Origin of the sequence: Accumulibacter sp. (assembly GCF_032229525.1) — a bacterium.
GTDB lineage: Bacteria > Pseudomonadota > Gammaproteobacteria > Burkholderiales > Rhodocyclaceae > Accumulibacter.
Genome location: NZ_JAVTWB010000102.1, coordinates 1 through 20,896 on the forward strand (window position 1 = coordinate 1; position 20,896 = coordinate 20,896).

A 20,896-nucleotide genomic window follows, 5' to 3' on the forward strand; every position below is an offset into this window, starting at 1 on the left:
GAGAGCGAAGGCCGCGGCGCAGCAATGCCCACCTGGGAGTTTTGCAAGAGGCTCAAGCATGACGATTCTCGCTCTCTATCCCTATCTACCGTTCGGTTCCATTGAGTACCGTACCGGCCAGAATCTCAACGAATCAGTAAATCGGGCTGAGCTACGGCATAGCCAGGGGCAGCCATGAGTTGCATGGAACGCATCTACCAGATCGACCAGATTCTCGGCGCTCGCCAGTCGGTCACCCGCAAGGAGTTGCAGGAACGCCTCGGCGTTTCGTGGGCGACGCTGAAGCGTGATATCGCCTACATGCGCGATCGCCTGAACGCCCCGCTGATCTTCGACCGCGACCTGGGCGGCTATCGCTTCGAGAAGACCGCAACGCGGGTCGGCCAGCAATATGAACTGCCGGGCCTGTGGTTCACCGCCGAGGAAATCCATGCCCTGCTGACCATGCAGCACCTGCTCTCGAATCTCGACACCGGCGGCCTGCTCGGGCCGCAGATCCAGCCTCTGCTCGCCCGCCTCAGCGGTCTGCTCGGCACTGCCGACAACCCGGTGGAGGAAGTGCAACGGCGCATTCGCATCCAGACCGTCGGCGCCCGCGCGTTTCACCTCGACCACTTCCAGGCTGTCGGCTCCGCCCTGCTGAGGCGAAAGCGCCTGGTCATCCGCTACCACGCGCGCGGCACGGATGTGGTCAGCGAACGGGAAATCTCGCCGCAACGCCTCAACCATTACCGCGACAACTGGTATCTCGACGCCTGGTGCCACCTGCGCGACGCTCTGCGCGCCTTCTCGGTGGATGCCATCGAGCATGCCGAAATCCTCGACAAGCGGGCCAGGGACGTTGCCGACCAACGTCTCGACGAAGTGCTGGGATCCGGCTACGGCATCTTCTCGGGTGACGAGGTTTCCTGGGCGGTGCTGCGCTTCACCCCGGAACGGGCGCGCTGGGTTGCCGCCGAGCGCTGGCATCCCAAGCAGGAGGGCCAGTTCCTCGACGACGGCAGCTACGAGCTGCGCGTGCCCTACGCCGACGACCGCGAATTGATCATGGACATCATGAAGTACGGTGGTGATTGCCAGGTGATCGAGCCGGACGCGGTGAAGGCGCGGGTGGCGGCGGAGTTCGAATCGGCGTTGGCGCGATATCGGTCGTGAACCACGCTTCATCCTCTTGCGGCAGGGAAGCGAAACATCGCCCGATGAATCGCGCTCCTACCCACAAAACGTCTCGCCTGCCTCTGTAGGAGCCCGATTTATCGGGCGACAAAACCTTGTCGTTCGCTGATCACCCCGATCGGGGTTGGTGGCGACAACGATCAGGGCGCAATCGTTCTCAATCGAGTACAGCACGGCCTACGGAAATACCTTGGTCAGGTCACGACGCGCACCGCCTTCTACGATGCGCCCCGCTGCGGGATTTGGCTTATCTCCCGCTCTTCAGCCGGGATCGAGGCTTTCCACCAAACGGTCCGCCGGTATGGTGCGCGCTTCGCTGGACAACGCCAGAGCTTGATCCAGGATTTAGTCCGCGGACACGGGGATGTTTGGTCTCCTGTATCAGTTCGTGCGTAATCGGCCATCCTTCGGGTTTGTTTCTGACTCGAGATTGACTATTGCACCCTGATGCAATTTACAGTTTCTTATTTTTGTCTTTTAATGCAAACTTGTATCCGTCAAAAATGCATCAGGATGCAATGTTATGAAAACGAACTTTCCAGGACTCAGGCTTCGCCAACTTGACGCCGCGCTGGAGCGCTGGCGCAGCGCGGACCTGCCACAGCGTCCGGCTTCCGGCTGGATCAGAGCCATTCGCGAAGGTCTGGGTATGTCGGCAACGTATCTCGCGGGCAGTTTGGGAGTCGCCACCTCGACGGTGACCCGCATGGAGAGCTCCGAGGCTGACGAAACCATCAGCCTGGCCACCTTGCGCCGGGCTGCCGCAGCCCTGGACTGCGAGTTGCACTACGCCGTGGTGCCGAGGCAATCACTCGAAAAGACCCTGGACGGGCGTGCCACGGCACTGGCGCGCGAGCAGATGGCGGCGATCAGCCACAGCATGGCGCTGGAAGCTCAGGCAACGTCGCCGGACGCGCGCGACACGCAAGTCCGCGCCCTCGTCGACGCCCTGCGCAAAGCTTCCCCGCGCGCGCTCTGGAAGACCTCTGCGCGGGATCACTGATCGACATCAAGGCCAATGTCGACGATGCGCCAGCGCCAGCCGCGGTTCACCTGGGGTAGCGCTGGGCTGGTTGATGCGCATGAAACGCGGCAACGCTACATCGCCGCATTGCAGGCCGCGGATGCACGAGATATCGCCCCCCTGCTTGCCTTTGCGCGTAGCTGATCTCCCGAGACAATAGCAATGAAAACCAGGCTCTCCCGCGATTGGCTTGCCCTGGCCGCTTGCTCACACAGCTACCGCGCCAGCCTCATGGGACTCCCCGGGATTTGATGCGATGGCCCTGGAATCGGCTCAAGCAAGGCAGCGAGCGGGTTCCGCTTCCGGTAGAATCGCGCCTTACCGCATCACGCCCGCCTTCCGTCTCCCCTCGCCTGCCCGCCAATGGAATATCTCACTTACTTCATCGACATCATCCTGCACCTGGACAAGCACCTTGCGATGCTGGTCCAGCAATACGGCGCGTGGATCTACGTGATCCTCTTCGTGATCATCTTCAGCGAGACCGGCTTCGTCGTCACGCCTTTTCTGCCCGGCGACTCGCTGCTCTTCGTTGCCGGCGCACTGGCGGCACTGGGTGGCATGGAGATTGGCCTGCTGATGATCGTCCTGATGGCCGCGGCGATCCTCGGCAACATGGTCAACTACCAGATCGGCCGCTATCTCGGCCCGAAGGTCTTCCACTGGGAGCAATCACGCTTTTTCAACAAGGCGGCGCTGGACAAGACGCACGCCTTTTACGAGAAGCACGGTGGCAAGACGCTGATCATTTCGCGCTTCCTGCCACTGTTTCGTACCTTCGCGCCTTTCGTGGCGGGAATCGGCGCGATGACCTATGCCCGTTTCACTTTTTTCAACCTGATCGGCGGCGTGTCGTGGGTCGGAGCGCTGACCCTGGCAGGTTACTGGTTTGGTAATCTGCCGTGGATTCAGAAGAATCTGACGCTGGTGATCCTGGCGATCATCGTCATTTCCCTGATCCCGCTCTTCATCGGCTGGCTGCAGCACCGCAAGGCAGGGCCTGGCGCATGATAGCGGTGGTGATTCTGATCTCCGGGCGTGGCAGCAACATGGCGTCGCTGCTCGCCGCCGTCGACGCGGACAGCTTGCCCGTACGCATCGTCGGCGTGCTCGCCAACCGGCCCGAAGCGGCCGGACTGGAGACGGCGGCCACGTACGGCGTGCCGACCCGGGTCGTCGACCATCGCGCTTTCAGCGAACGCGAAGATTTCGACGCGGCGCTGGCCGAGGCGATCGACGGCTTCGAGCCGGACCTGGTCGTGCTGGCGGGATTCATGCGCATTCTCGGCGATGTTTTCGTCCGCCACTACCACGGCCGGCTGATCAACATCCATCCGTCGCTGTTGCCAACCTTTCCCGGCCTGCACACGCACCGCCGCGCGTTGGACGAGGGCGTGCGGATTCATGGCTGCACGGTACACTTCGTGACCCCGGATCTCGATCACGGGCCGATCATCGTCCAGGCCGCGGTGCCGGTGCTCGATGGCGACGACGAGTCGACGCTCGCCGCGCGCGTCCTGGCGCAGGAGCACCGGGTCTATCCGCTGGCGGTTCGCTGGCTCGCCGAAGGGCGACTTCGACTGACCGAAGGGCGCGTCGTGCTGAACCTGCCACAGGATGGCGCCGATGCGCTGATCTCGCCTCGTGCCGCCGGAGCGTAAACCGGCTGCCGGATGCCGATCGTCCTGATCATCGCCTTCGCTACGTCAATGGGCATGCATGCCCTGGTACTCTTCGGCCCGGATATCGACTTGTCGATCGCCAGCGAGCCTCCTCCCCGGCTGATCGCCGAACTGCTACCGCCGCCGGCAGCGGAGCTGCCCGTCGAGGCGCCGCCAAAGCCGGTCGCAACAGCGGCCAAAAGTCGGGCGGCGAAACGCAAACCGCAGGTGCTGGCCAAGCGGGCACCTGTCTTGAACGTACCCGAATCGCCGGCGCTGATCCCCGAAACGCCGCCCGGGCTCGCTCGCGAGCCGGCGTCGGGGTCCAGGTCGACCGCTGCCCTGGCGCCGGCCGCGCCATCCCCCGAGGCGCTGCCGGTACCGGCTGAGTCCCGGCTGCCAGCGCAGGGAATGATTCACTACCGCATCGATCGCGGTGACCAGGGCTTCATGATCGGTGAGTCGACACACCACTGGGCGATGGTCGACGGAACCTACCGGATCACCGCCGTCACGGAAACCAACGGCCTGATCGCACTGTTCAAACCCTTACGAATCGAACTCGAGAGCCGCGGCAAGCTAAGCGCTGAGGGATTGGTGCCGGAGCGCTTCGTCACCCGTCGCAAGGGTCGCGAGACCAATGAGCAAGCCGAGTTCGACTGGGACGAGATGCAGGTACGCATCGGCAAGCGGCCGGCGCAGGCATTGCGCCCCGGTTCACAGGACCTTCTCTCCTTTCATTACCAGTTGGGATGGGTCTCCGACCTGGCTACCGGCACCACCCTGCCGATTGCCACCGGCAAGAAATACGAGCAATACCGGATCGAGCTCATCGGCGACGAGGAAATAAAAACGCCGGCCGGCACCTTCCGCTCACTGCATCTGCGCGTGCCGGGCGAATCGACAACCGAACTCTGGCTGGCCTACGATCGTTCCCTGCTCCCGGTGAAGATCCAGCATACCGACCGTGATGGCGCGATCTACGTGCAGACGGCGACGACCATCGAACTCAGCCAGGAGCCCTAAACGTGCGTTTTACCCCCGCCCTCTTTCATCATTCCAAGACCCTGCTGTCGGAAGTGCTGCGCTTCGATTTTCCGGCCGACCGGCTGGTCTCGGACTATTTCCGCCAGCATCGCGAACTCGGTCATGCCGACCGCGGCTTCGTTGCCGAAACGGTGTTCACCGTGCTCCGCCGCAAGCGCTCGCTGTCCGCCCGCTGTGCCGGTGAGCTGACCTCTCGGCGGCTGCTGCTGGCGACGTTGGCCTGCCTGCAGGGCATGAACCGGCGCGAGTTGGACGTGGTGTTGACCGAGGCCGAGCGTCACTGGCTGGCCCACGCCAAGGCCGTACAGATACGCGAGCTGCCAGCAGCGGAGCGCCTCGATCTGCCTGACTGGCTGTACGAGCTGCTGGTCGCGCAGTTTGCTGCCGATGAAATCGAGCCCTTGGCAGCCGGGCTCAATCAACCGGCTCCTCTTGATCTGCGTGTCAATTCGCTCAAGGCCGGACGGGCGGAGGTATTGGAGCGCTTGCGCGCCGACGGTCTGCCGGCCGAGCCGTGCCCCTATTCACCGCTGGGCATTCGTCTGGCCGGCAAGCCGGCGCTGTCGAAGCACCCCTTGTTCATCGATGGCAGCATCGAAGTGCAGGATGAAGGCAGCCAGTTGCTCGGCTTCCTGCTGCAGCCCCGGAGGGGCGAAATGGTCGCCGATTTCTGTGCCGGAGCCGGCGGCAAGACCCTGCTCCTGGGCGCCCTGATGCGCTCGCAGGGTAGACTCTACGCCTTCGATGTTTCCGACCAGCGGCTGGCCAGGCTGAAGCCGCGGCTGGCACGTTCCGGCCTGTCGAACGTCCATCCGGTGCGCATCGACTCCGAGCGCGACATCAAGATCAAGCGTCTGGCCGGCAAACTGGATCGTGTGCTGGTCGATGCGCCATGCTCGGGGCTGGGCACCTTGCGTCGCAATCCTGACCTGAAATGGCGGCAAACGCCAGAAAGCGTTGCCGAACTGAGCGTCAAACAGGCGGCGATTCTGGCCGCTGCGGCCAGTCTGGTGAAGAAAGGCGGACGGCTGGTTTACGCCACCTGCAGCCTGCTCGAGGCGGAGAACGAGGCGGTGGTCCAGGCCTTCCTGACGCAGCACCCGGAGTTTGCCGTGCGCTCGGCGCAGGAGATCCTCGGCAAGCAGGAGATTTCGATCGACTGCGGCGAGCGGCTCCGACTGTTGCCGCATCGCCACGGAACGGACGCTTTCTACGCGGCGACCATGGAGCGGCAATGAACGAAACGACCCACGCAAAAGGGAGCTTTGCCTCGCTGTTCTTCGATCTCTGGCGGGACTTTCAGGACCCGGGTTTTCTCTGGCAGGTGCTGGCCCTGCTGATCTGCCTGCTCCTCGCGTGGGGCCTGTCGCGCTACTGGCTACAGCAGGATCACGCCCAGTCGAGCGCCGACCATGGGCTGCTGCGCGCTTTCGGGACCGGCAGCCTGAAGCGCATCGCTTTCCCCCTGCTGGCGCTGCTCCTGATCCTGATTGTGCGCAAGATGTTCCGCTACTGGGAACTCGGGCCGGTCAGCCTGCTCGACCTGGCGGTACCACTACTGTTGTCGATGGCCCTGGTGCGCACAGTGATCTACGTCGTGCACCACGCTTTCGCCCCGAGCAGCTTGCTGGCCACCTCGGAGCGCTTGATCGCGACCTGTATCTGGATCGGCCTGGCGCTCCACCTCACCGGCCTGGCGACGCCACTGATCGAAATGCTCGAACAGGTGAGTTTCAATGTCGGCAAGGAGAAACTGGATCTGTGGGCACTGCTCACCGGTCTGGTAACAGTGGTCATCACGGTGCTGCTCGCGCTGTGGATCTCCGGCGTCATCGAAACGCGCGTGTTGTCCCGACAGAGCCTCGACGCCAGCATACGCGTGGTTCTCGGCCGGCTGGTCAAGGCCGTGCTGACGGTGCTTGCCCTGCTCCTGAGCCTGTCGATCGTCGGCATCGACATTACCGCCCTGTCGGTATTCAGCGGCGCGCTTGCGGTCGGCCTCGGATTCGGGCTGCAGAAGATCGCCAGCAACTACGTCAGCGGCTTCATCATCCTGCTCGACCGTTCGATTCGCCTCGGCAACGTGATCGCCGTCGACCCGCTGACCACCGGCGTGGTGATGCTGATTACTGCCCGCTATACGGTGGTGCGCACGCTGACCGGCACCGAGGTGATCATCCCCAACGAGTATCTGGTGTCGAACATCATCCGCAACGAGTCGTACACCGATTCACGGGTACGCTTCCAGGCCTCGGTTCAGGTGGCCTATGGCACTGATCTCGATACAGCGATACGCCTGATTGGCGAGGCTGCCCATGCGCATCAGAGAGTGCTGGCCGACCCGGCGCCGCAAGTTCTGGTCCTCGCTTTTGCCGAGAGTGGCATCAATCTCGAGCTGCGCTTCTGGATTGCCGACCCCGAGAATGGCACCGGCAGCATCGTCTCGGCGATCAACCTGGCGATCTGGCGGTTGTTTCGCCAGAACGGCATCCAGATTCCCTTCCCGCAGCGCGAGGTGCGGCTGGTTGGGGGCTTGCCACCGGCAGTCGCGCCAGCCGCGGATTGAGCTTGCCGACCGCGGTGGCCGGCGGCGATCGGGTAAACCATCCCGCGGCTACTCAGCGGCGGTTACTCAGTGTCGCTTGCGGCGACTGGCTGTCCGCCAGCGACGCGCGCCGTACCACACCAGCGTCGTGGCAGCGGCGATCAGCAAGGCCTTGAGCAGGTCCATCTGACCGACACTCAACATATCCCAGGCGGCGATACCGACAAAGATCCCGACCCCCTCGGCCGCCGGAAAGGATACTTGTGGATCGGCCAAAACGTTCAGTCACCTGCCAGCACGAAATGATGGGTCTCGCCGCAACCCCCTGAAAAATCGTCCTCGCCACTGCCTTGCGCGGAGGAGACTCCTTCGCTGGCAAAAAAATGTTGGCGCGCTACGGCCAGAAATTGCTCGCAGCTCAGCTTGAATTCGCTCATGTCGTCTTCCTCCATCGTTATTTTAGGAACAGCCGCCGATGATAGGGGCGACGAGCCGGAAGCTGTGCAGTGGTTACGTCAGCTTTCAGTGACGCTCTGTGACAGTGGCCAGCTGACCGTGAAGCGGGCGCCACCCAAAGGCGACTCGCTGGCACTGGCCGTGCCGTGGTGCTGCTCGAGGACCAGTTGCACGATCGCCAGCCCCAGCCCGTAGCCGCCGGTTGCGCGGTCGCGTGAGCGATCAAGCCGCGTAAACGGCGAGAAGATGCGCTCGCGCTCCTCCGGCGGAATGCCGATGCCGTCATCGTCAACGTGCAGCCGGACCTGGTCGTCGACCAGCTCGGCGCTGATTCTGATGCGCTTCTGGGCGTACTTGATGGCGTTTCGCAACAGGTTGGTGATCGCGTGCGGCATGGTCCTGCGATCGAGTTCGACGTACAGCATCGGTGGCAAGGCAGAGGTGTCGACCTGCAGTTCGAGCTTGCGCTCCAACAGGCGAGTCCCTTCCATGTGTTCCTCCAGCCAGGGCGCGAGCTCGACCGAGGAGAGCTGCAGATCAGGCTCTTCGCGGCCGAAGCGGGCGTAGGTCAGACTGGCGTCGATCAGGCCATCGAGCTCATCGAGGTCGGCTTCCATCAATCGCCACAGCCGCTCCCGCTCGGCCGGCACATCGGAGTCGGCGAGCATTTCGAGGGCGAAGCGGATACGGGCGATCGGCGTACGTAGCTCGTGCGAAATGGCGCTCGACAGCTGCTTCTGTGTGGCGATCAGCCGCTGAATACGTTCGGCCATGCCGTTCAGGGTCTCTGCGAGGGGCCCGAAAGCGCTGCTGCGCATGGTGGGTGCCCGTGCTTCGAACAGTCCCTCGCCCAATGCACGCGCGGTCTGCCGCATCGCCTCGAGATCGCGCCAGACGGGGTGCACCCAGAACCAGACGAGGATGGCCAGGCAGACGCCGATCAGGCTCCAGGTCAGCAGGCTGATGCGCAGATCGAGCGGCAAACCCCGCCGGTACTCGGGGTTACGCTCGGGCGAGATCGGCCCGACGACGAGAATCTGCGGCGTCTGCTTGAGGCGGTGATAGATGACGTCGCCCTTGGCGTCGATCACCAGTTCGCCATTGTCGAGTTTCTCGGCCTGTTTTGGCGGCAGTTGCAGCGTCCAGCGATCGACGATATCGAGCTTGTAGGCAAATTTTTGGTCCAGCGCCTCGATCGTTTGCGGCCATTTCGCCCGCGGTTTGCGGAACAGTTCATCCTCGATCAGGACGATGGTGCCGTGCATGAAGCGGCTGGTGTAGTCATCGGTGATCCCCTTGACCGCAGTCGAAATGACGAAATCGGCGAAAATCGCGATGGCCACGAAAGAGCCGAGGACCAGCAGGTAGAAGTTGAAAAACAGCCGCGACAGGCTGTAGCGCCCGCGCCATGGCGCTGGCCTGTAAGGCCCGAGGATGGAAAACAGCTTGTTGCTATTGCCAGTCATGCTTGCTGAACAAATAGCCTTTGCTGCGTACGGTCTTGATTCGGGTCGGGTTCTCCGGGTCATCACCGAGCTTGCGCCGCAGGCGTGAAATACGCGCGTCGATCGATCGATCGAGCCCGTCAAAACCGATACCACGCAGTTGCTGCAGCAGGTCGTCGCGTGAGAGAACGCTGCCAGCGTGACGAGCAAGCAGCCACAGCAGATCGAATTCTGCCGTGGTCAGGTCGATGCTGTCCGGCCCCAGATAGGCACTGCGGGTTGCCTGGCTGATGCGGAAGCTGCCAAAGGCCAGTTCGGCGGGATCGGCCGCCGCAGCGCGCTCGCCAGCGATGCCGATCTGGATCGCCGGTGCACGGCGCAACAAGGCCTTGATTCGCGCCAGCAGGAGGCGGGGCTGTACGGGTTTGGCGATGTAGTCGTCGGCACCCAGTTCGAGACCGAGGATCTGGTCGAAGTCTTCTTCACGGGCGGTGAGCATCAGGATCACGCCATGGTAGCGGGCGCGAACGGCACGGCAAATCTCGAAACCGTCCTTGCCCGGCAGCATGACGTCGAGAATGACCAGATCGGGCCGTTCGTCGAGGATGCGTGCCTCGGCCGTGTTGCCACGACCCTCGACCAGGACCTCGAAATCGTTCTTGCGCAGATACTCGGCGGTGAGTTGGGCCAGGCGCTCATCGTCCTCGACCAGCAGGATTCGTGTCTTCATGGCCCAATGATAACGGCTGTCGGTGCCGCATGAACGGTTCCGCGAGCGATCCCGCCAAACAGCCGTGGTTCGTCGATCTAATCGCCCGATCCCGTGCGCATCGCCGGCTGTGCACCGCGATCACTGGCTGCGGGAACGGCGGACCCTGTGGCTCACCCAGAAACACTTCGCAGGATGACGCCGGACGAGTCTGGTGCATGGCGCTTTCCCGGTGCACCCAAGCAGGGCATGGCCACTGGATCGGCGTGCCCCGACAGCGGAGACCACGGACAGCGGTTGGCTAGCCGTCGCCCACCACTACTGGATTCAACGAGCATCGCCAGACCTGGCGCGGGGCCGAATCGCCGCAGCAGCGCATGGCATGCTGCTTGCTTAGGGAAAACCTGTGCGACGACAGGAGATCGACATGGGCAACATTCGCCATCAGAGCAGCCAGCGCGCCGGCGCCGCCGAGAACATCCGCGAGGAGCGCGGCCTATCCGACGTCGAGGCAGAAGCCTTGACGCAATTCAAACCTCTACCGGGGTGACTACAATGGCAAAAATTGGCATTTTCTACGGCACCGAAACCGGCCGCACTCAGCTGGTGGCAAGGTATATCGCCAAGACTCTGGGTGACGCCGCCGCGGCACCCAGCGATATAGGACAGGCCACACTGGCTACTTTCCTCGCCTACGACGCGCTGATTCTCGGTAGCCCAACCCATGGCGGGGGCCAGTTGCCAGCGCCAGGAGTCGCTGCGTGCCCACGGAGCTGGCAGGCGTTTCTGCCGCAGCTCGAAGGCGCCGATCTGTCCGGCAAAGTGGCGGCGATTTTCGGCGTCGGCGACCAGAAAACCTATCCCGGCGCCTTCGTCGATTCCATCGCTGTCATTCAAGAGGCATTGTTGGCACGGGGAGCGCGGATCGTCGGCCGCTGGCCGACCTCCGGCTACGAATTCAGCGCCTCGAAATCCGTCGACGGAAAGCATTTCCTCGGGCTGGCTCTTGACCAGAGCAACCAACCGGGATTGACCGGACAACGCGTACAAAGCTGGCTGGCACAAATCCGACCGGTGCTGCTACCGTAACTCGTTGTTCACCGCTTCTCGCGGCTGCTCGCATGCCGGCCAGCCCGAATTGCCGGGCGTTCGGCCGACAAAATCCATCCCGACCTGCTGCTGAACGCCCACTGACTACCGGCTGGGCAATGCGCCACTCTCGCGCTGGCCCTTGCATCGGCCCCCTGGTTAGCCCCCGGTCAGCCGGCAGCCAGCCACCCCACAAGGCCGCAATGGCCCGCAAAACGACGCCTGCGAGGTCTCGGCGCCTGCCCTTGCCAGGCAATTGCGGCAATCGCCGGCGACCGCCTATACTGAGCTGCCCCCGCAGCCCGGAGTTCACCATGCGAGCCATGACCATGCTTCCCACGGCGGCTATCGTCGCCGCGCTGATCCCCACCCCTGCCCTCGCCAGCGAGCCGCCGCCGGGGACCATCCTCGGCGCCTACACGGTACTCGCAGCGAACAAGCAAGGGGCGACAGTCGCCATCGCCAGAACCATCGTGCAGGGCGCCGATTCGAGCTGCCCCAAGCTGATCCCGATCACCGGCTCGAGTGCCCCGGTGGCCACCGCGCCGCGCAAGAACCCGGATCCGAAGAATTTCCCGATCCGCGTCTGCGAAGCGATCATCAGCGCGCGAATGAAGGTGGATGGCGGCCAGCAAGTGCTGCCCGGGCCGCCACAAAAAGCCGATGCCATCACCGTGGTTGGCGATTCCGGGTGCAAACCAGCGGATCAGGACGGCTGCAGGCTCGGCAGCAAGGCCTGGCCTTTCCAGCAAATCGCCCACTCGGCAGCTACCGCCAGGCCGGACCTGATCCTGCACATGGGGGACTACAACTATCGTGGCACCCCCGGCCATGTGAGCATCGACGGCAAGAAGCAGCCCGTCTATGACGCCGGCGACAACACCGGCTCGGCAAGCTGCCAACTCAGCGGGCCATACCATGGTCAGAACAGCCGGGGCAGCAGCGACCCCGACCGCTGGAGCAACTGGTGGCTTGATCTCTTCCAGCCCGCTGCGGAATTGCTCGCCGCTGCCCCCTGGGTGGTCGCCCGCGGCAACCATGAACTGTGCAGCCGCGCCGGACCGGGCTGGTTCTACCTGCTCGATCCCGGCTCAGACATCGCGGGGGTCGACACCGGTCAGCCCACTTGTCCGCCGGCGGAGAGCCACGACCCCCTGGTATTCGACGAGCCTTATCGACTGGACGTGCCCGGTCTTACGGTCCTGGTCCTCGATTCAGCCAATGCCTGCGACCAGGGTGACCTGCATCAGACGCATTTCGACCAGCAATTCCAGAAAATCCAGCAGCTGCTTGCGCTGGCCCCCGGCCAGGCTCTGCTCACCCTGCTGTCACATCGGCCGATGTGGGGCGTGAACAAGGCAGACGAGACGACCGCGCTTGGCCACACGGACCCCACGGGTGCCTACGCGATCATCGACCAGACCTTGCAGCAGGCCTATCACACGCATCCACTGCCGCGTGCCCTGGACCTGGTGCTATCCGGCCACATGCATCGATTCCAGGCTATTGGCTTTGGCCACGACAAAGCAGCGTCCTACCCTGATCAGCTCATCGTCGGCACCAGTGGAATCTCCCTGGCCAAGAACCATCCGACCAAGCCTTTCTCGTTTCCGATCGACGGCCTGCCGGGCAGCGGATTCGGGCTCAGCGAGTTTGCTTACATGGAGATTGTGCCGAGCAAGAAGCACGGCTGGCAAGGGACGCTGAAGGACCCTTCGGGCAGGAAGCTGGCCGCTTGCGAGGGTGGCACGCGAGCGAAGAACGCGGCCCCCTGCTCGCCAGCCAAATGACCACCCTCCGGGAGCCGCCGCCTGTTTTGCCGCCAGCGAGCGGCTCGCGGCGATGCGGGTTGCTACACCAGCAGCAGGGGACAGGCCCCTGCGCTTGCTCGGGATGCACGAGCGCGTCGTCGTAACGGGTAGGGCGGGCGTGATTGTCGGCGACGCTACCGTACTGTGCGGTGTAAGTGATCGCCAGACTGCCACTGAAAGTGCTGCGGGTCGTGCGCTGGTGTCGACTTCGGCCTTCATCGTCCGTCGTACGCTGTGAATCCGCCATTTCGGCGGCCCCGTTGCAGAGGAGCAGAGCATGCGTTTTCTGATCATCGTCAAGGCGACGCCGGAATCGGAAACGGAAACCTCGCCGGCGTCGGATGAACAGCTGCTGGCTGCCATGGCCGGCTTTCACCAAGAGCTGGCAAAGGCAGGCGCACTGCTCGACGCCGCCGGCCTCAAGCCGAGCTCGGCAGGCTGGCGTATCCGTTACCACGGCCAGCGGCGTGAGGTGGTCGACGGCCCGTTCGCCGAAGGCCAAGAGCTGATCGCCGGCTATACGCTGATTCAGGCACGCGATTGCGAGGAGGCTTTGGCATGGAGCCGACGCTTTCCCAATCCGCGTGGCCAAGGCCTGGCGGCGGAGATCGAAGTACGGCCGCTGTACGCGATCGAGGATTTTCCGCCGCCGGCTAAGCTCGAACGCTTCAAGGCACTGGAGCTGCCGACCTGAAACACCTCTTGTGGCCCGTGTCGTAATGTCGCAATGTCGATCTTGCGCCGGCCGCCACCTCGACGAAAGCATCAACAACCCAGGAGATCACCATGAGCCAAGCCATTCCGCCGAACATGACGGCAATCACCCCGCACCTCACCTGCCGCGATGCCGCCGAGGCGATCGATTTCTACAAGCAGGCGTTCGGCGCCAGCGAAAGCGGCCGCCTGGACAGTCCCGACGGCAAGCTGGCACACGCGCTGCTGCGCATCGGTGGTGCCTGCCTGATGCTGGTCGATGAATATCCCGAGCAAGGGATGCTCAGCCCCCTGTCGCTGAAGGGCTCGCCGGTGACCATCCATCTCTACGTTGCCGATGTCGATGCCACCGTTGCCCAGGCCGTCGCTGCCGGCGCACGGGTGACCATGCCGGTTGCCGACATGTTCTGGGGCGACCGCTACGGCCGGCTGGTCGATCCCTTCGGCCATCACTGGTCGATCGCCACCCACCAGCGCGACCTCAGCCCGGAAGCAATCGCCGCAGCGATGATGAGCGACTCTGGCTGCCAGCAAAGCGGGACGACCTGACATGCCCTACCTGCTGATGATCATCGAGCCCCGGGGCCAGCGTGCCACCCGCCAGCCGGCCGAAGCGGCGGGCCTCTACGATGCCATGATGGCCTTCGCTGCCGACCTGCAGCAGCGCGGCGTCCTGCTGCGCGCCGAATCGCTGCGCCCCGACGAACACGCGGTGCGAGTCAGCGCCAGCACCCCGGGCGGCAAACCGCGGATGCTCGACGGACCTTTTGCCGAGGCCAGGGAAATGATCGGCGGCTTCTTCCTGATCGACGTGGCAACGCGCGACGAAGCCGTGGCGATTGCCCAGCATTGCCCGGCGGTCAACTGGGCCAGCGTCGAGGTGCGCGAATGCGCGCCGTGTCACGTGCGGTGAGGAGAGCGAGATCAACGACGAAGACAGAAATCCGGCGATCCTGACCATCCGCGCCGCCATCGCCGAGTGGGGCGAAGCTTTCTGCAACAAGAACGTGGACCGCCTGATGGCGCTATACGCGCCGGATGCGGTGATGTTCGACGCCATCCCGCCCTTCTCCAGCGGCATCACAGCCATGCGCGACAAGGTAGCGAGCTGCTTTCCGTATTTCCCCGATGGCTTTGCCGTCGACACGCGCGATCTGACGCTCGAGGTCGGTGGTGAGATGGCCCTGGCGCATTTCGTCTGGCATTTCACCGACCTGCCGGCCGACCATCCCGCCGGCAAGCACTGGCTGCGCAGCTCGATCGTCTGGCGTCTGCAGCCGGACGGTGGCTGGCTGATCGTGCACGATCACTGTTCGGCGCCCTTCGACCCGTACACGGAAAGGGTCGTCCTCGACCCCGACGCGCCTGTTGACCAGGCAACCGCCGCCAACTGCAGCGACCACTAGCCACCATTAGCCACCACTGGCCAGGCTTGCAGCAGCCGCGCAGGGCATGATCGCGCCTTGTTCGACCCGCTCGGCGGCGCACTCCGGCTATCATGTCCCGACCCTGCTCCACGCAGAAGATCGGCCGCTTGGCAACAAATCACCGCCCTACTCGGAAAGGAAAGGTCATGATGTACAAAGGAAGCTGTCATTGCGGCAAGGTCGCCTTCGAGGTCGACGGTGAACTGAGCGAGGTTGTCGATTGCAACTGTTCCATCTGCACGCGCAAGGGGGCCCTGCTGTGGTTCGTGCCACGCCAGCAACTGCGCTTGCTGACGCCCGAAGAAGCGCTCAAGACCTATACTTTCGGCAAGGGCGTCATCCAGCATCGTTTCTGCCCTGAATGCGGCATCCACCCGCTGGGCGAAGGCGCCATGCCGGATGGCACGCGCTTGGCGGCGATCAACGTGCGCTGCCTGGAAGGTGTCGATCTCCCCGCTTTGCCGGTCAAGCACTACGACGGCCGTTCCCTCTAGCCACTTTAGCCGCGTTACCCTTTCTGCACTCTGCCCCGGAGACAATATGGCCAGCCAGATTTTCGTCAATCTCCCCGTCGCCGATCTCCAGCGCAGCGTCGGGTTTTTCACCGCGCTCGGCTTCAGCTTCAACCCGCAATGGACCGACGACTCGGCCACCTGCATGATCATCGACGACAACATCTTTGTCATGCTGCTCACCCGCGAGCGCTTCCAGAGCTTTACCCCCAAGCCGGTGGCCGACGCCACGAAGAGCACCGAAGTGCTGGTCTGCCTGTCACGTGCGAGCCGGGCGGCGGTCGATGAGACAGTCTCCAGGGCAGTGGCCAATGGCGGCAGCACCTGGAAGCCGGCCGAAGACCACGGATTCATGTACGGCCACGCCTTCCAGGATCCCGACGGCCATATCTGGGAGCTGATCCACATGACCCAGGCTGCATGAGCGTCGCCGACGCTTCCCGCCGCCGCATCGATGCTGTCTGGCACATCGAGGCAGCGCGAGTCATCGGGCGGGCCGCGCGTATCGTCCGCGACATCGGCCTGGCCGAAGACTTGGCGCAGGATGCGCTGCTCGCCGCGCTGGAAACCTGGCCGCGCGACGGCATCCCGGACAATCCCGGCGCCTGGCTGATGACCACCACCACACGGCGCGCGCTGGATCATTTGCGCCATGCGCGAATGGCGGCGGGCAAGGCGGTCGAGGTCGGCCTCGCCCTCGACTCGCAGCACGACGGCGCCCGTGCCGCCGAGCTGGAAGCGGTGGACGCCCGGCTCGATGACGACATCGGCGACGAGCTGCTGCGCCTGATGTTCACCGCCTGTCACCCGCTCCTCTCGCCCGACGCACGCAGCGCGCTGACCCTGCGCGTGATGGGTGGCCTGACCACCGACGAGATTGCCCGCGCCTACCTCAAGCCGGAGCCGACCATTGCCCAGCGCATCGTCCGTGCCAAGCGCAGCCTCGCGGCCGCCCGCGTCCCTTTCGAAGTGCCGCGCGGCGCTGAACTGCGACAGCGCCTGGGCTCGGTGCTCGAAGTGATCTACCTGATCTTCAACGAAGGCTATGTCGCCACCGCCGGTGACCACTGGATGCGGCCAGCGCTGTGCGAGGAGGCGTTGCGCCTGGGGCGCGTGCTCGCCGGTTTGATGCCCGACGAAAGTGAGGTCTTCGGCCTCGTCGCGCTGATGGAAATTCAGGCCTCGCGCATCGGCGCGCGGCTCTCGGCGAGCGGCGAACCGGTGCTGTTGCTCGACCAGGACCGCAGCCGCTGGGACCAACTGCTGATCCGCCGCGGGCTCGAGGCGCTGGCCAGAAGCGAGGCCCTGTCGACGACCGGCCATCTCGGCCCCTATGCGCTGCAGGCGGCCATTGCCGCCTGTCATGCCCGCGCCAGCACGGTCGAGCAGACCGACTGGCAGCGCATCGTCGCCCTCTACGACGCCCTCGACCAGATCGCGCCGTCGCCGGTCGTGCGCCTCAATCGCGCCGTCGCCGTCGCGATGGCCTATGGCCCGGCTGCCGCGCTCGACCTGGTCGATGAACTGCAGGCCGAACCGGCCCTGCACAACTACCATTTGCTGCCCAGCGTACGCGGCGAGCTGCTGGAGCGTCTGCAGCGCCCAAACGAAGCACGCACGGAATTCGCACGCGCCGCAGCGCTTGCCCATAACGCCCGGGAACGTGCACTATTGCTGGCTAGAGCAACCGCCAAATGACAGACACTCCCTCGCCCAATCACTTCGATCTGCACGCCGCTACCTGGGACGCGGATCCCGTCAAGCAGGCTCGTGCACTCGCGGTCGGCAAGGGGATTCAGAGCCAGGTGCCCCTGTCACCTCGCATGGGCGCACTGGAATACGGCTGCGGAACGGGCCTGCTCAGCTTTGCCCTGCAGCCACAGCTCGGGCACATTACCCTGGCCGACAGCTCGGAGGGCATGCTGGCGGTGTTGAACGACAAGATCGCCGCCAAGCGCATCACGAACATGCGGGCGTCGAAGCTCGATCTGCTCACCGACCCCCTGCCACCGGAACGGTATGAGCTGATTTACAGCCTGATGACCTTGCATCACATCCGGGACACCGACGCCCTGCTGCGCAGTCTGCACGCGCTACTGACTCCTTCCGGCTATCTTTGTGTCGCCGACCTCGACGCCGAGGACGGATCTTTTCATGGCCAGGGATTCGACGGTCACAACGGTTTTGATCGTCGCGACCTGGCGGCAAAAGTGGAATCGGCGGGATTCCGAACGCCAGGTTTCACGACCGTGTTCAGCATGACCAAGGGCGAAGGCTCGGCGCAAACGGCGTATCCGGTCTTCCTGATGGTGGCGCAGAAGTAGTCGCACCCAGGGCCACAGCGACGGCCCGGACGGGCGCCGGGCGCTTTTTCCGACCAGCGTTGGCGACTGTGGCTGCGACGCCAGGCGCCCAGGTCTGGCGGCGGCTTTGACCGACAGGCGGCAGTCGTTGGTCGGTGAATTCGACGAAATGAATGCCGGCGGCCGCGGACGGCGGGTGCCTCTGCAGGGCATTTTCAGAGGCTTCCGGGGCCAACTTCGCGATTGACGCCGCTTGATGGGCACTCATATACTGTCCCCGCGACTGTTGAATTTCCTGTCTTTCGCGCGCAATAAATGCTCCGCAACGCTCCCGGACCTGCATCGAACTCGACACCTGCCGGCGCGTCATAGCGCAGAGCGCCACATGGCGACAGCAACCGCCTATTCACGCCAATGCCGCTTGTTTCGACCGTGAGGTCAGGCAACAAGCGTTGCGACCCGTTGCATCGGTAGCCGCTTCTTGCTCCCCGGCGCCGGGTCTGCGGCCGACTGCCACGACAGTCGCAACAACAATGGAGGCTTTACTGCATGAATCTGATGCGCACCGCGATACGCTTTTTCACCTTGGCCTGCTCTTGCATGGCGCTTATGCAGTCACCTGCGCTGGCACGCGACATGGTCAGCATCAAGGGCTCGATCGTGAACATGCGGTCGGGACCAACTACCCGATCCGAAATTCTCTGGCAACTCAAGCGTGGCTACCCGCTGCAGGTGCTCAAGCAAAAGGGCCGCTGGCTGCAGGTGCGTGACTTCGAGAACGACAAGGGATGGGTCGCCAGGGCTCTCACCAACCGCACACCCCACTATATCGTCAAGGCGTCGAAGGCCAATATGCGCAGCGGCCCCGGCACGCGCTACCGCCTCGTTGGCAAGACCCAACGCTACGATCTACTGCGTACCCGGGGTGCCAAGGCCGGTTGGGTGAAGGTGGAACGCTCCGATGGCGTCAAGGGCTGGATCTCGAAACGCCTCTTGTGGGGTTGGTAAGCTGGTGATAGCCGGCGTATAGGGCAGGCTACCGCGCGACCACCGTCGCTGGCCGGCGTGCGGAAGACCGTGACCGAAAGGCCGGCATCTCCCTTGCCAGACAACGCCCAGCCGATCCGGCCTAGCCAGACAATTCGGTCAGTAGGTCTTGTAGGGCAGGAACTTGCCTGACATGACGATGCTCACGCGGTCACCGGCGGCGTTCGCTTCGCGCTCGAGATTCACCTTGAAGTCGATCGCCGACATGATGCCGTCGCCGAATTCCTCGTGAATCAGTTCCTTGAAGGTCGAGCCGTAGACATTGATCAACTCGTAGAAGCGATAGAGCAGCGGATCCGCTGGCACGGCGGTGGGCAAGGAGCCCTTGTAGGGAACCACCTGGAGCAGCGCGATGGCCTCGGCCGAGAGGGAAAAAAGCTTGCCGACGGTCGTCGCCTGCTCCTTGTTGAAGGTCATCTGGCCCAGACAACCGGCCGTCACCCACTCCTTCGACAGGCCAAGCTCCCTGGCCACATCCGCCCACTTGATCCCTTTCTGGATCTTGGCGGCGACGATCATTTCGGTGACTTCAATGCGATTCATGGGTAGCTCCTTGTCAGCGGGAATTTTCGCGGTTGAAAACAGCGCGGAGGCTCAAGCCCCTTGTGCTCGCAACGGCTCCAGCAGGTTTCGTGCCATGCCGCATATCGCTGGTTCACGAGGCGCTTGACCCCGCGGCGCACCCGCTTGCCAAGACCCTCTCTCGCCCGAGAAGAGCGGCAACCTGGGCGTCGCGCCAGCAGCTGGCCCGCATCCGGCCTCTAGCCGCTCTCGCGATGCCAGCGATTGCCACGCCGCCGCCCCTTGCGGTCTTGGTTGCTGCGCCGCACCACGAGCAGGCACGGACCTGCTTGGCGCGCCCCAAGTGAGGGCGCAAATCGCTTCCAAAACGCGGCCAGAACCAGCGGAAAAGCGGCCTTTTACTCCGTTTCAGCGGGTTGGCACGCTACCTGCTTAGTGTGATTGGAATCAGACAAACGACGGCTTGATGCAGATACGGGAAAGCGGGAATCTCTGCTGACGCTTGTTTATCGGAACCATCTATCACTCACCCAGGGGAGCACCTCATGTCCTACCTAGCACCTACAGAGTTCGTCACCAAAATGGTGGATGCAGGGGAAGCGAAAATCTTCATGTCCACGCGCGACACGCTCGTGCGCGCCTACATGGCCGGCGCCATCCTCGCCCTTGCCGCCGCCTTTGCCATCACCATCAACGTGCAGACCGGCCAGCCGCTCGCCGGCGCCGTTCTTTTTCCCGTCGGCTTCTGCATCCTGTACCTGCTCGGCTTTGACCTGCTGACCGGGGTGTTCACGCTGTGCCCGCTGGCCTTGATCGACAAGCGACCGGGGGTAACCATGGGCGGCATCATGCGCAACTGGAGCCTGGTCTTTGTCGGCAACTTTGCCGGCGCCCTGACCGTGGCGGTGATGATGGCGATCATCTTCACCTACGGCTTTACCACCGAGCCCAACATCGTCGGGCAAAAGATCGGCGTCATCGGCGAGGGGCGTACGGTCGGCTACGCAGCCCACGGCGCGGCGGGCATGTTGACCCTGTTCATCCGTGGCGTGCTGTGCAACTGGATGGTGTCCACGGGAGTCGTCGGCGCCATGGTGTCGACCAACGTGTCGGGCAAGGTGCTGGCGATGTGGATGCCGATCATGCTCTTCTTCTACATGGGCTTCGAGCATTCGATCGTCAACATGTACCTCTTCCCGTCGGGCCTGATGCTGGGCGGCAACTTCTCGATCTATGACTACATGGTGTGGAACGAAATCCCGACCGTGCTCGGCAACCTGGTGGGTGGCCTGGCCTTCGTCGGCCTGACGCTCTACTCCACCCACGTGCGCACGGCGCCGAAGCGCAACGCCAACTACGCTGGCCAGCTGAACACCAGCGGCAAGCACAACGCTGCCTGATCTGTATT

General features: G+C 63.7%; 25 protein-coding genes. 20 read left to right on the forward strand and 5 right to left on the reverse strand.

Annotated features, from left to right (window positions below; genetic code table 11):
• Positions 1–174: 174 nt before the first annotated feature.
• The 7 genes from RUW20_RS06080 to RUW20_RS06115 all read left to right on the forward strand — a co-directional run bounded on the left by RUW20_RS06080 (position 175) and on the right by RUW20_RS06115 (position 7,474).
• On the forward strand, positions 175–1,155 hold the full coding sequence (locus tag RUW20_RS06080; RefSeq protein ID WP_313951308.1) for a YafY family protein: 981 nt from the start codon (positions 175–177) through the stop codon (positions 1,153–1,155).
• A 544-nt stretch (positions 1,156–1,699) separates the two neighbouring features.
• Entirely contained in the window at positions 1,700–2,179 is a 480-nt protein-coding gene (locus RUW20_RS06085; RefSeq protein ID WP_313951309.1) for a mobile mystery protein A, read from the forward strand.
• 384 nt (positions 2,180–2,563) lie between these two features.
• Positions 2,564–3,211 carry a DedA family protein gene (locus tag RUW20_RS06095; RefSeq protein ID WP_313951310.1) on the forward strand — a complete coding sequence of 216 codons (648 nt, stop codon included), beginning with the start codon at positions 2,564–2,566 and terminating at the stop codon, positions 3,209–3,211.
• On the forward strand, positions 3,208–3,861 hold the full coding sequence (gene purN / locus RUW20_RS06100) for a phosphoribosylglycinamide formyltransferase (protein ID WP_313951311.1): 654 nt from the start codon (positions 3,208–3,210) through the stop codon (positions 3,859–3,861). The genes RUW20_RS06095 and purN overlap by 4 nt, the downstream gene beginning before the upstream one ends.
• A gap of 12 nt (positions 3,862–3,873) precedes the next feature.
• A complete protein-coding gene (locus tag RUW20_RS06105) occupies positions 3,874–4,887 on the forward strand; it encodes a DUF3108 domain-containing protein (protein ID WP_313951312.1) in 1,014 nt (337 codons plus the stop codon).
• A 2-nt stretch (positions 4,888–4,889) separates the two neighbouring features.
• Positions 4,890–6,146 carry an RsmB/NOP family class I SAM-dependent RNA methyltransferase gene (locus RUW20_RS06110; protein ID WP_313951313.1) on the forward strand — a complete coding sequence of 419 codons (1,257 nt, stop codon included), beginning with the start codon at positions 4,890–4,892 and terminating at the stop codon, positions 6,144–6,146.
• Positions 6,143–7,474, forward strand: coding sequence for a mechanosensitive ion channel family protein (locus RUW20_RS06115; RefSeq protein ID WP_313951314.1), 1,332 nt, complete (start codon positions 6,143–6,145; stop codon positions 7,472–7,474). Before RUW20_RS06110 ends, RUW20_RS06115 begins: the two co-directional genes overlap by 4 nt.
• A 66-nt stretch (positions 7,475–7,540) precedes the next feature.
• Here RUW20_RS06115 and RUW20_RS06120 read toward each other — a convergent pair whose 3' ends face one another.
• The 4 genes from RUW20_RS06120 to RUW20_RS06135 form a co-directional block, all read right to left on the reverse strand.
• Complete coding sequence (locus RUW20_RS06120) at positions 7,541–7,729, reverse strand: hypothetical protein (RefSeq protein WP_313951315.1); 189 nt, start codon at positions 7,727–7,729, stop codon at positions 7,541–7,543.
• A gap of 5 nt (positions 7,730–7,734) precedes the next feature.
• Positions 7,735–7,890, reverse strand: coding sequence for a hypothetical protein (locus RUW20_RS06125; RefSeq protein WP_313951316.1), 156 nt, complete (start codon positions 7,888–7,890; stop codon positions 7,735–7,737).
• Positions 7,891–7,968: 78 nt separating this feature from the next.
• Positions 7,969–9,375 (reverse strand): ATP-binding protein, encoded by a 1,407-nt coding sequence (locus RUW20_RS06130; protein WP_313951317.1) that lies wholly within the window; start codon positions 9,373–9,375, stop codon positions 7,969–7,971.
• On the reverse strand, positions 9,362–10,084 hold the full coding sequence (locus tag RUW20_RS06135; protein ID WP_313951318.1) for a winged helix-turn-helix domain-containing protein: 723 nt from the start codon (positions 10,082–10,084) through the stop codon (positions 9,362–9,364). Before RUW20_RS06135 ends, RUW20_RS06130 begins: the two co-directional genes overlap by 14 nt.
• A 406-nt stretch (positions 10,085–10,490) precedes the next feature.
• Here RUW20_RS06135 and RUW20_RS06140 point away from each other — a divergent pair, with 406 nt between their 5' ends.
• From RUW20_RS06140 to RUW20_RS06195, 12 genes are all read left to right on the forward strand, one after another.
• Positions 10,491–10,613, forward strand: a complete 123-nt coding sequence (locus RUW20_RS06140; RefSeq protein WP_313951319.1) for a hypothetical protein — start codon at positions 10,491–10,493, stop codon at positions 10,611–10,613.
• 5 nt (positions 10,614–10,618) lie between these two features.
• Complete coding sequence (locus RUW20_RS06145) at positions 10,619–11,152, forward strand: flavodoxin (RefSeq protein WP_313951320.1); 534 nt, start codon at positions 10,619–10,621, stop codon at positions 11,150–11,152.
• A gap of 323 nt (positions 11,153–11,475) precedes the next feature.
• Positions 11,476–12,942 (forward strand): metallophosphoesterase, encoded by a 1,467-nt coding sequence (locus tag RUW20_RS06150; protein ID WP_313951321.1) that lies wholly within the window; start codon positions 11,476–11,478, stop codon positions 12,940–12,942.
• A gap of 298 nt (positions 12,943–13,240) precedes the next feature.
• Positions 13,241–13,657, forward strand: coding sequence for a YciI family protein (locus RUW20_RS06155; protein ID WP_313951322.1), 417 nt, complete (start codon positions 13,241–13,243; stop codon positions 13,655–13,657).
• A gap of 92 nt (positions 13,658–13,749) precedes the next feature.
• Positions 13,750–14,226 (forward strand): VOC family protein, encoded by a 477-nt coding sequence (locus RUW20_RS06160; protein ID WP_313951323.1) that lies wholly within the window; start codon positions 13,750–13,752, stop codon positions 14,224–14,226.
• A gap of 1 nt (position 14,227) precedes the next feature.
• Positions 14,228–14,590 (forward strand): YciI family protein, encoded by a 363-nt coding sequence (locus RUW20_RS06165; RefSeq protein WP_313951324.1) that lies wholly within the window; start codon positions 14,228–14,230, stop codon positions 14,588–14,590.
• Positions 14,517–15,083, forward strand: coding sequence for a nuclear transport factor 2 family protein (locus RUW20_RS06170; protein ID WP_313951325.1), 567 nt, complete (start codon positions 14,517–14,519; stop codon positions 15,081–15,083). The genes RUW20_RS06165 and RUW20_RS06170 overlap by 74 nt, the downstream gene beginning before the upstream one ends.
• A 167-nt stretch (positions 15,084–15,250) precedes the next feature.
• A complete protein-coding gene (locus RUW20_RS06175) occupies positions 15,251–15,598 on the forward strand; it encodes a GFA family protein (RefSeq protein WP_313951326.1) in 348 nt (115 codons plus the stop codon).
• 46 nt (positions 15,599–15,644) lie between these two features.
• Positions 15,645–16,040, forward strand: a complete 396-nt coding sequence (locus RUW20_RS06180) for a VOC family protein (RefSeq protein ID WP_313951327.1) — start codon at positions 15,645–15,647, stop codon at positions 16,038–16,040.
• Positions 16,037–17,314, forward strand: coding sequence for an RNA polymerase sigma factor (locus tag RUW20_RS06185; RefSeq protein ID WP_313951328.1), 1,278 nt, complete (start codon positions 16,037–16,039; stop codon positions 17,312–17,314). Before RUW20_RS06180 ends, RUW20_RS06185 begins: the two co-directional genes overlap by 4 nt.
• Entirely contained in the window at positions 17,311–17,940 is a 630-nt protein-coding gene (locus RUW20_RS06190; RefSeq protein ID WP_313951329.1) for a class I SAM-dependent methyltransferase, read from the forward strand. Before RUW20_RS06185 ends, RUW20_RS06190 begins: the two co-directional genes overlap by 4 nt.
• 579 nt (positions 17,941–18,519) lie before the next feature.
• On the forward strand, positions 18,520–18,927 hold the full coding sequence (locus RUW20_RS06195) for an SH3 domain-containing protein (RefSeq protein ID WP_313951330.1): 408 nt from the start codon (positions 18,520–18,522) through the stop codon (positions 18,925–18,927).
• A 138-nt stretch (positions 18,928–19,065) separates the two neighbouring features.
• Here the strand turns inward: RUW20_RS06195 and cynS are convergent, their stop codons facing one another.
• Positions 19,066–19,509 carry a cyanase gene (gene cynS / locus RUW20_RS06200; RefSeq protein WP_313951331.1) on the reverse strand — a complete coding sequence of 148 codons (444 nt, stop codon included), beginning with the start codon at positions 19,507–19,509 and terminating at the stop codon, positions 19,066–19,068.
• Between the two features lie 524 nt (positions 19,510–20,033).
• Here cynS and RUW20_RS06205 point away from each other — a divergent pair.
• Entirely contained in the window at positions 20,034–20,888 is an 855-nt protein-coding gene (locus RUW20_RS06205; protein ID WP_313951332.1) for a formate/nitrite transporter family protein, read from the forward strand.
• Positions 20,889–20,896 lie beyond the last annotated feature (8 nt).

What these genes read in the sequence shown, in the direction of transcription:
- RUW20_RS06080 (WP_313951308.1), top strand. Translation starts at nt 175, where the DNA reads ATGAGTTGCATGGAACGCATCTACCAGATCGACCAGATTCTCGGCGCT.
- RUW20_RS06085 (WP_313951309.1), top strand. Translation starts at nt 1,700, where the DNA reads ATGAAAACGAACTTTCCAGGACTCAGGCTTCGCCAACTTGACGCCGCG.
- RUW20_RS06095 (WP_313951310.1), top strand. Translation starts at nt 2,564, where the DNA reads ATGGAATATCTCACTTACTTCATCGACATCATCCTGCACCTGGACAAG.
- purN (WP_313951311.1), top strand. Translation starts at nt 3,208, where the DNA reads ATGATAGCGGTGGTGATTCTGATCTCCGGGCGTGGCAGCAACATGGCG.
- RUW20_RS06105 (WP_313951312.1), top strand. Translation starts at nt 3,874, where the DNA reads ATGCCGATCGTCCTGATCATCGCCTTCGCTACGTCAATGGGCATGCAT.
- RUW20_RS06115 (WP_313951314.1), top strand. Translation starts at nt 6,143, where the DNA reads ATGAACGAAACGACCCACGCAAAAGGGAGCTTTGCCTCGCTGTTCTTC.
- RUW20_RS06125 (WP_313951316.1), bottom strand. Translation starts at nt 7,890, where the DNA reads ATGAGCGAATTCAAGCTGAGCTGCGAGCAATTTCTGGCCGTAGCGCGC.
- RUW20_RS06130 (WP_313951317.1), bottom strand. Translation starts at nt 9,375, where the DNA reads ATGACTGGCAATAGCAACAAGCTGTTTTCCATCCTCGGGCCTTACAGG.
- RUW20_RS06135 (WP_313951318.1), bottom strand. Translation starts at nt 10,084, where the DNA reads ATGAAGACACGAATCCTGCTGGTCGAGGACGATGAGCGCCTGGCCCAA.
- RUW20_RS06140 (WP_313951319.1), top strand. Translation starts at nt 10,491, where the DNA reads ATGGGCAACATTCGCCATCAGAGCAGCCAGCGCGCCGGCGCCGCCGAG.
- RUW20_RS06145 (WP_313951320.1), top strand. Translation starts at nt 10,619, where the DNA reads ATGGCAAAAATTGGCATTTTCTACGGCACCGAAACCGGCCGCACTCAG.
- RUW20_RS06150 (WP_313951321.1), top strand. Translation starts at nt 11,476, where the DNA reads ATGACCATGCTTCCCACGGCGGCTATCGTCGCCGCGCTGATCCCCACC.
- RUW20_RS06155 (WP_313951322.1), top strand. Translation starts at nt 13,241, where the DNA reads ATGCGTTTTCTGATCATCGTCAAGGCGACGCCGGAATCGGAAACGGAA.
- RUW20_RS06160 (WP_313951323.1), top strand. Translation starts at nt 13,750, where the DNA reads ATGAGCCAAGCCATTCCGCCGAACATGACGGCAATCACCCCGCACCTC.
- RUW20_RS06165 (WP_313951324.1), top strand. Translation starts at nt 14,228, where the DNA reads ATGCCCTACCTGCTGATGATCATCGAGCCCCGGGGCCAGCGTGCCACC.
- RUW20_RS06175 (WP_313951326.1), top strand. Translation starts at nt 15,251, where the DNA reads ATGATGTACAAAGGAAGCTGTCATTGCGGCAAGGTCGCCTTCGAGGTC.
- RUW20_RS06180 (WP_313951327.1), top strand. Translation starts at nt 15,645, where the DNA reads ATGGCCAGCCAGATTTTCGTCAATCTCCCCGTCGCCGATCTCCAGCGC.
- RUW20_RS06185 (WP_313951328.1), top strand. Translation starts at nt 16,037, where the DNA reads ATGAGCGTCGCCGACGCTTCCCGCCGCCGCATCGATGCTGTCTGGCAC.
- RUW20_RS06190 (WP_313951329.1), top strand. Translation starts at nt 17,311, where the DNA reads ATGACAGACACTCCCTCGCCCAATCACTTCGATCTGCACGCCGCTACC.
- RUW20_RS06195 (WP_313951330.1), top strand. Translation starts at nt 18,520, where the DNA reads ATGGCGCTTATGCAGTCACCTGCGCTGGCACGCGACATGGTCAGCATC.
- cynS (WP_313951331.1), bottom strand. Translation starts at nt 19,509, where the DNA reads ATGAATCGCATTGAAGTCACCGAAATGATCGTCGCCGCCAAGATCCAG.
- RUW20_RS06205 (WP_313951332.1), top strand. Translation starts at nt 20,034, where the DNA reads ATGTCCTACCTAGCACCTACAGAGTTCGTCACCAAAATGGTGGATGCA.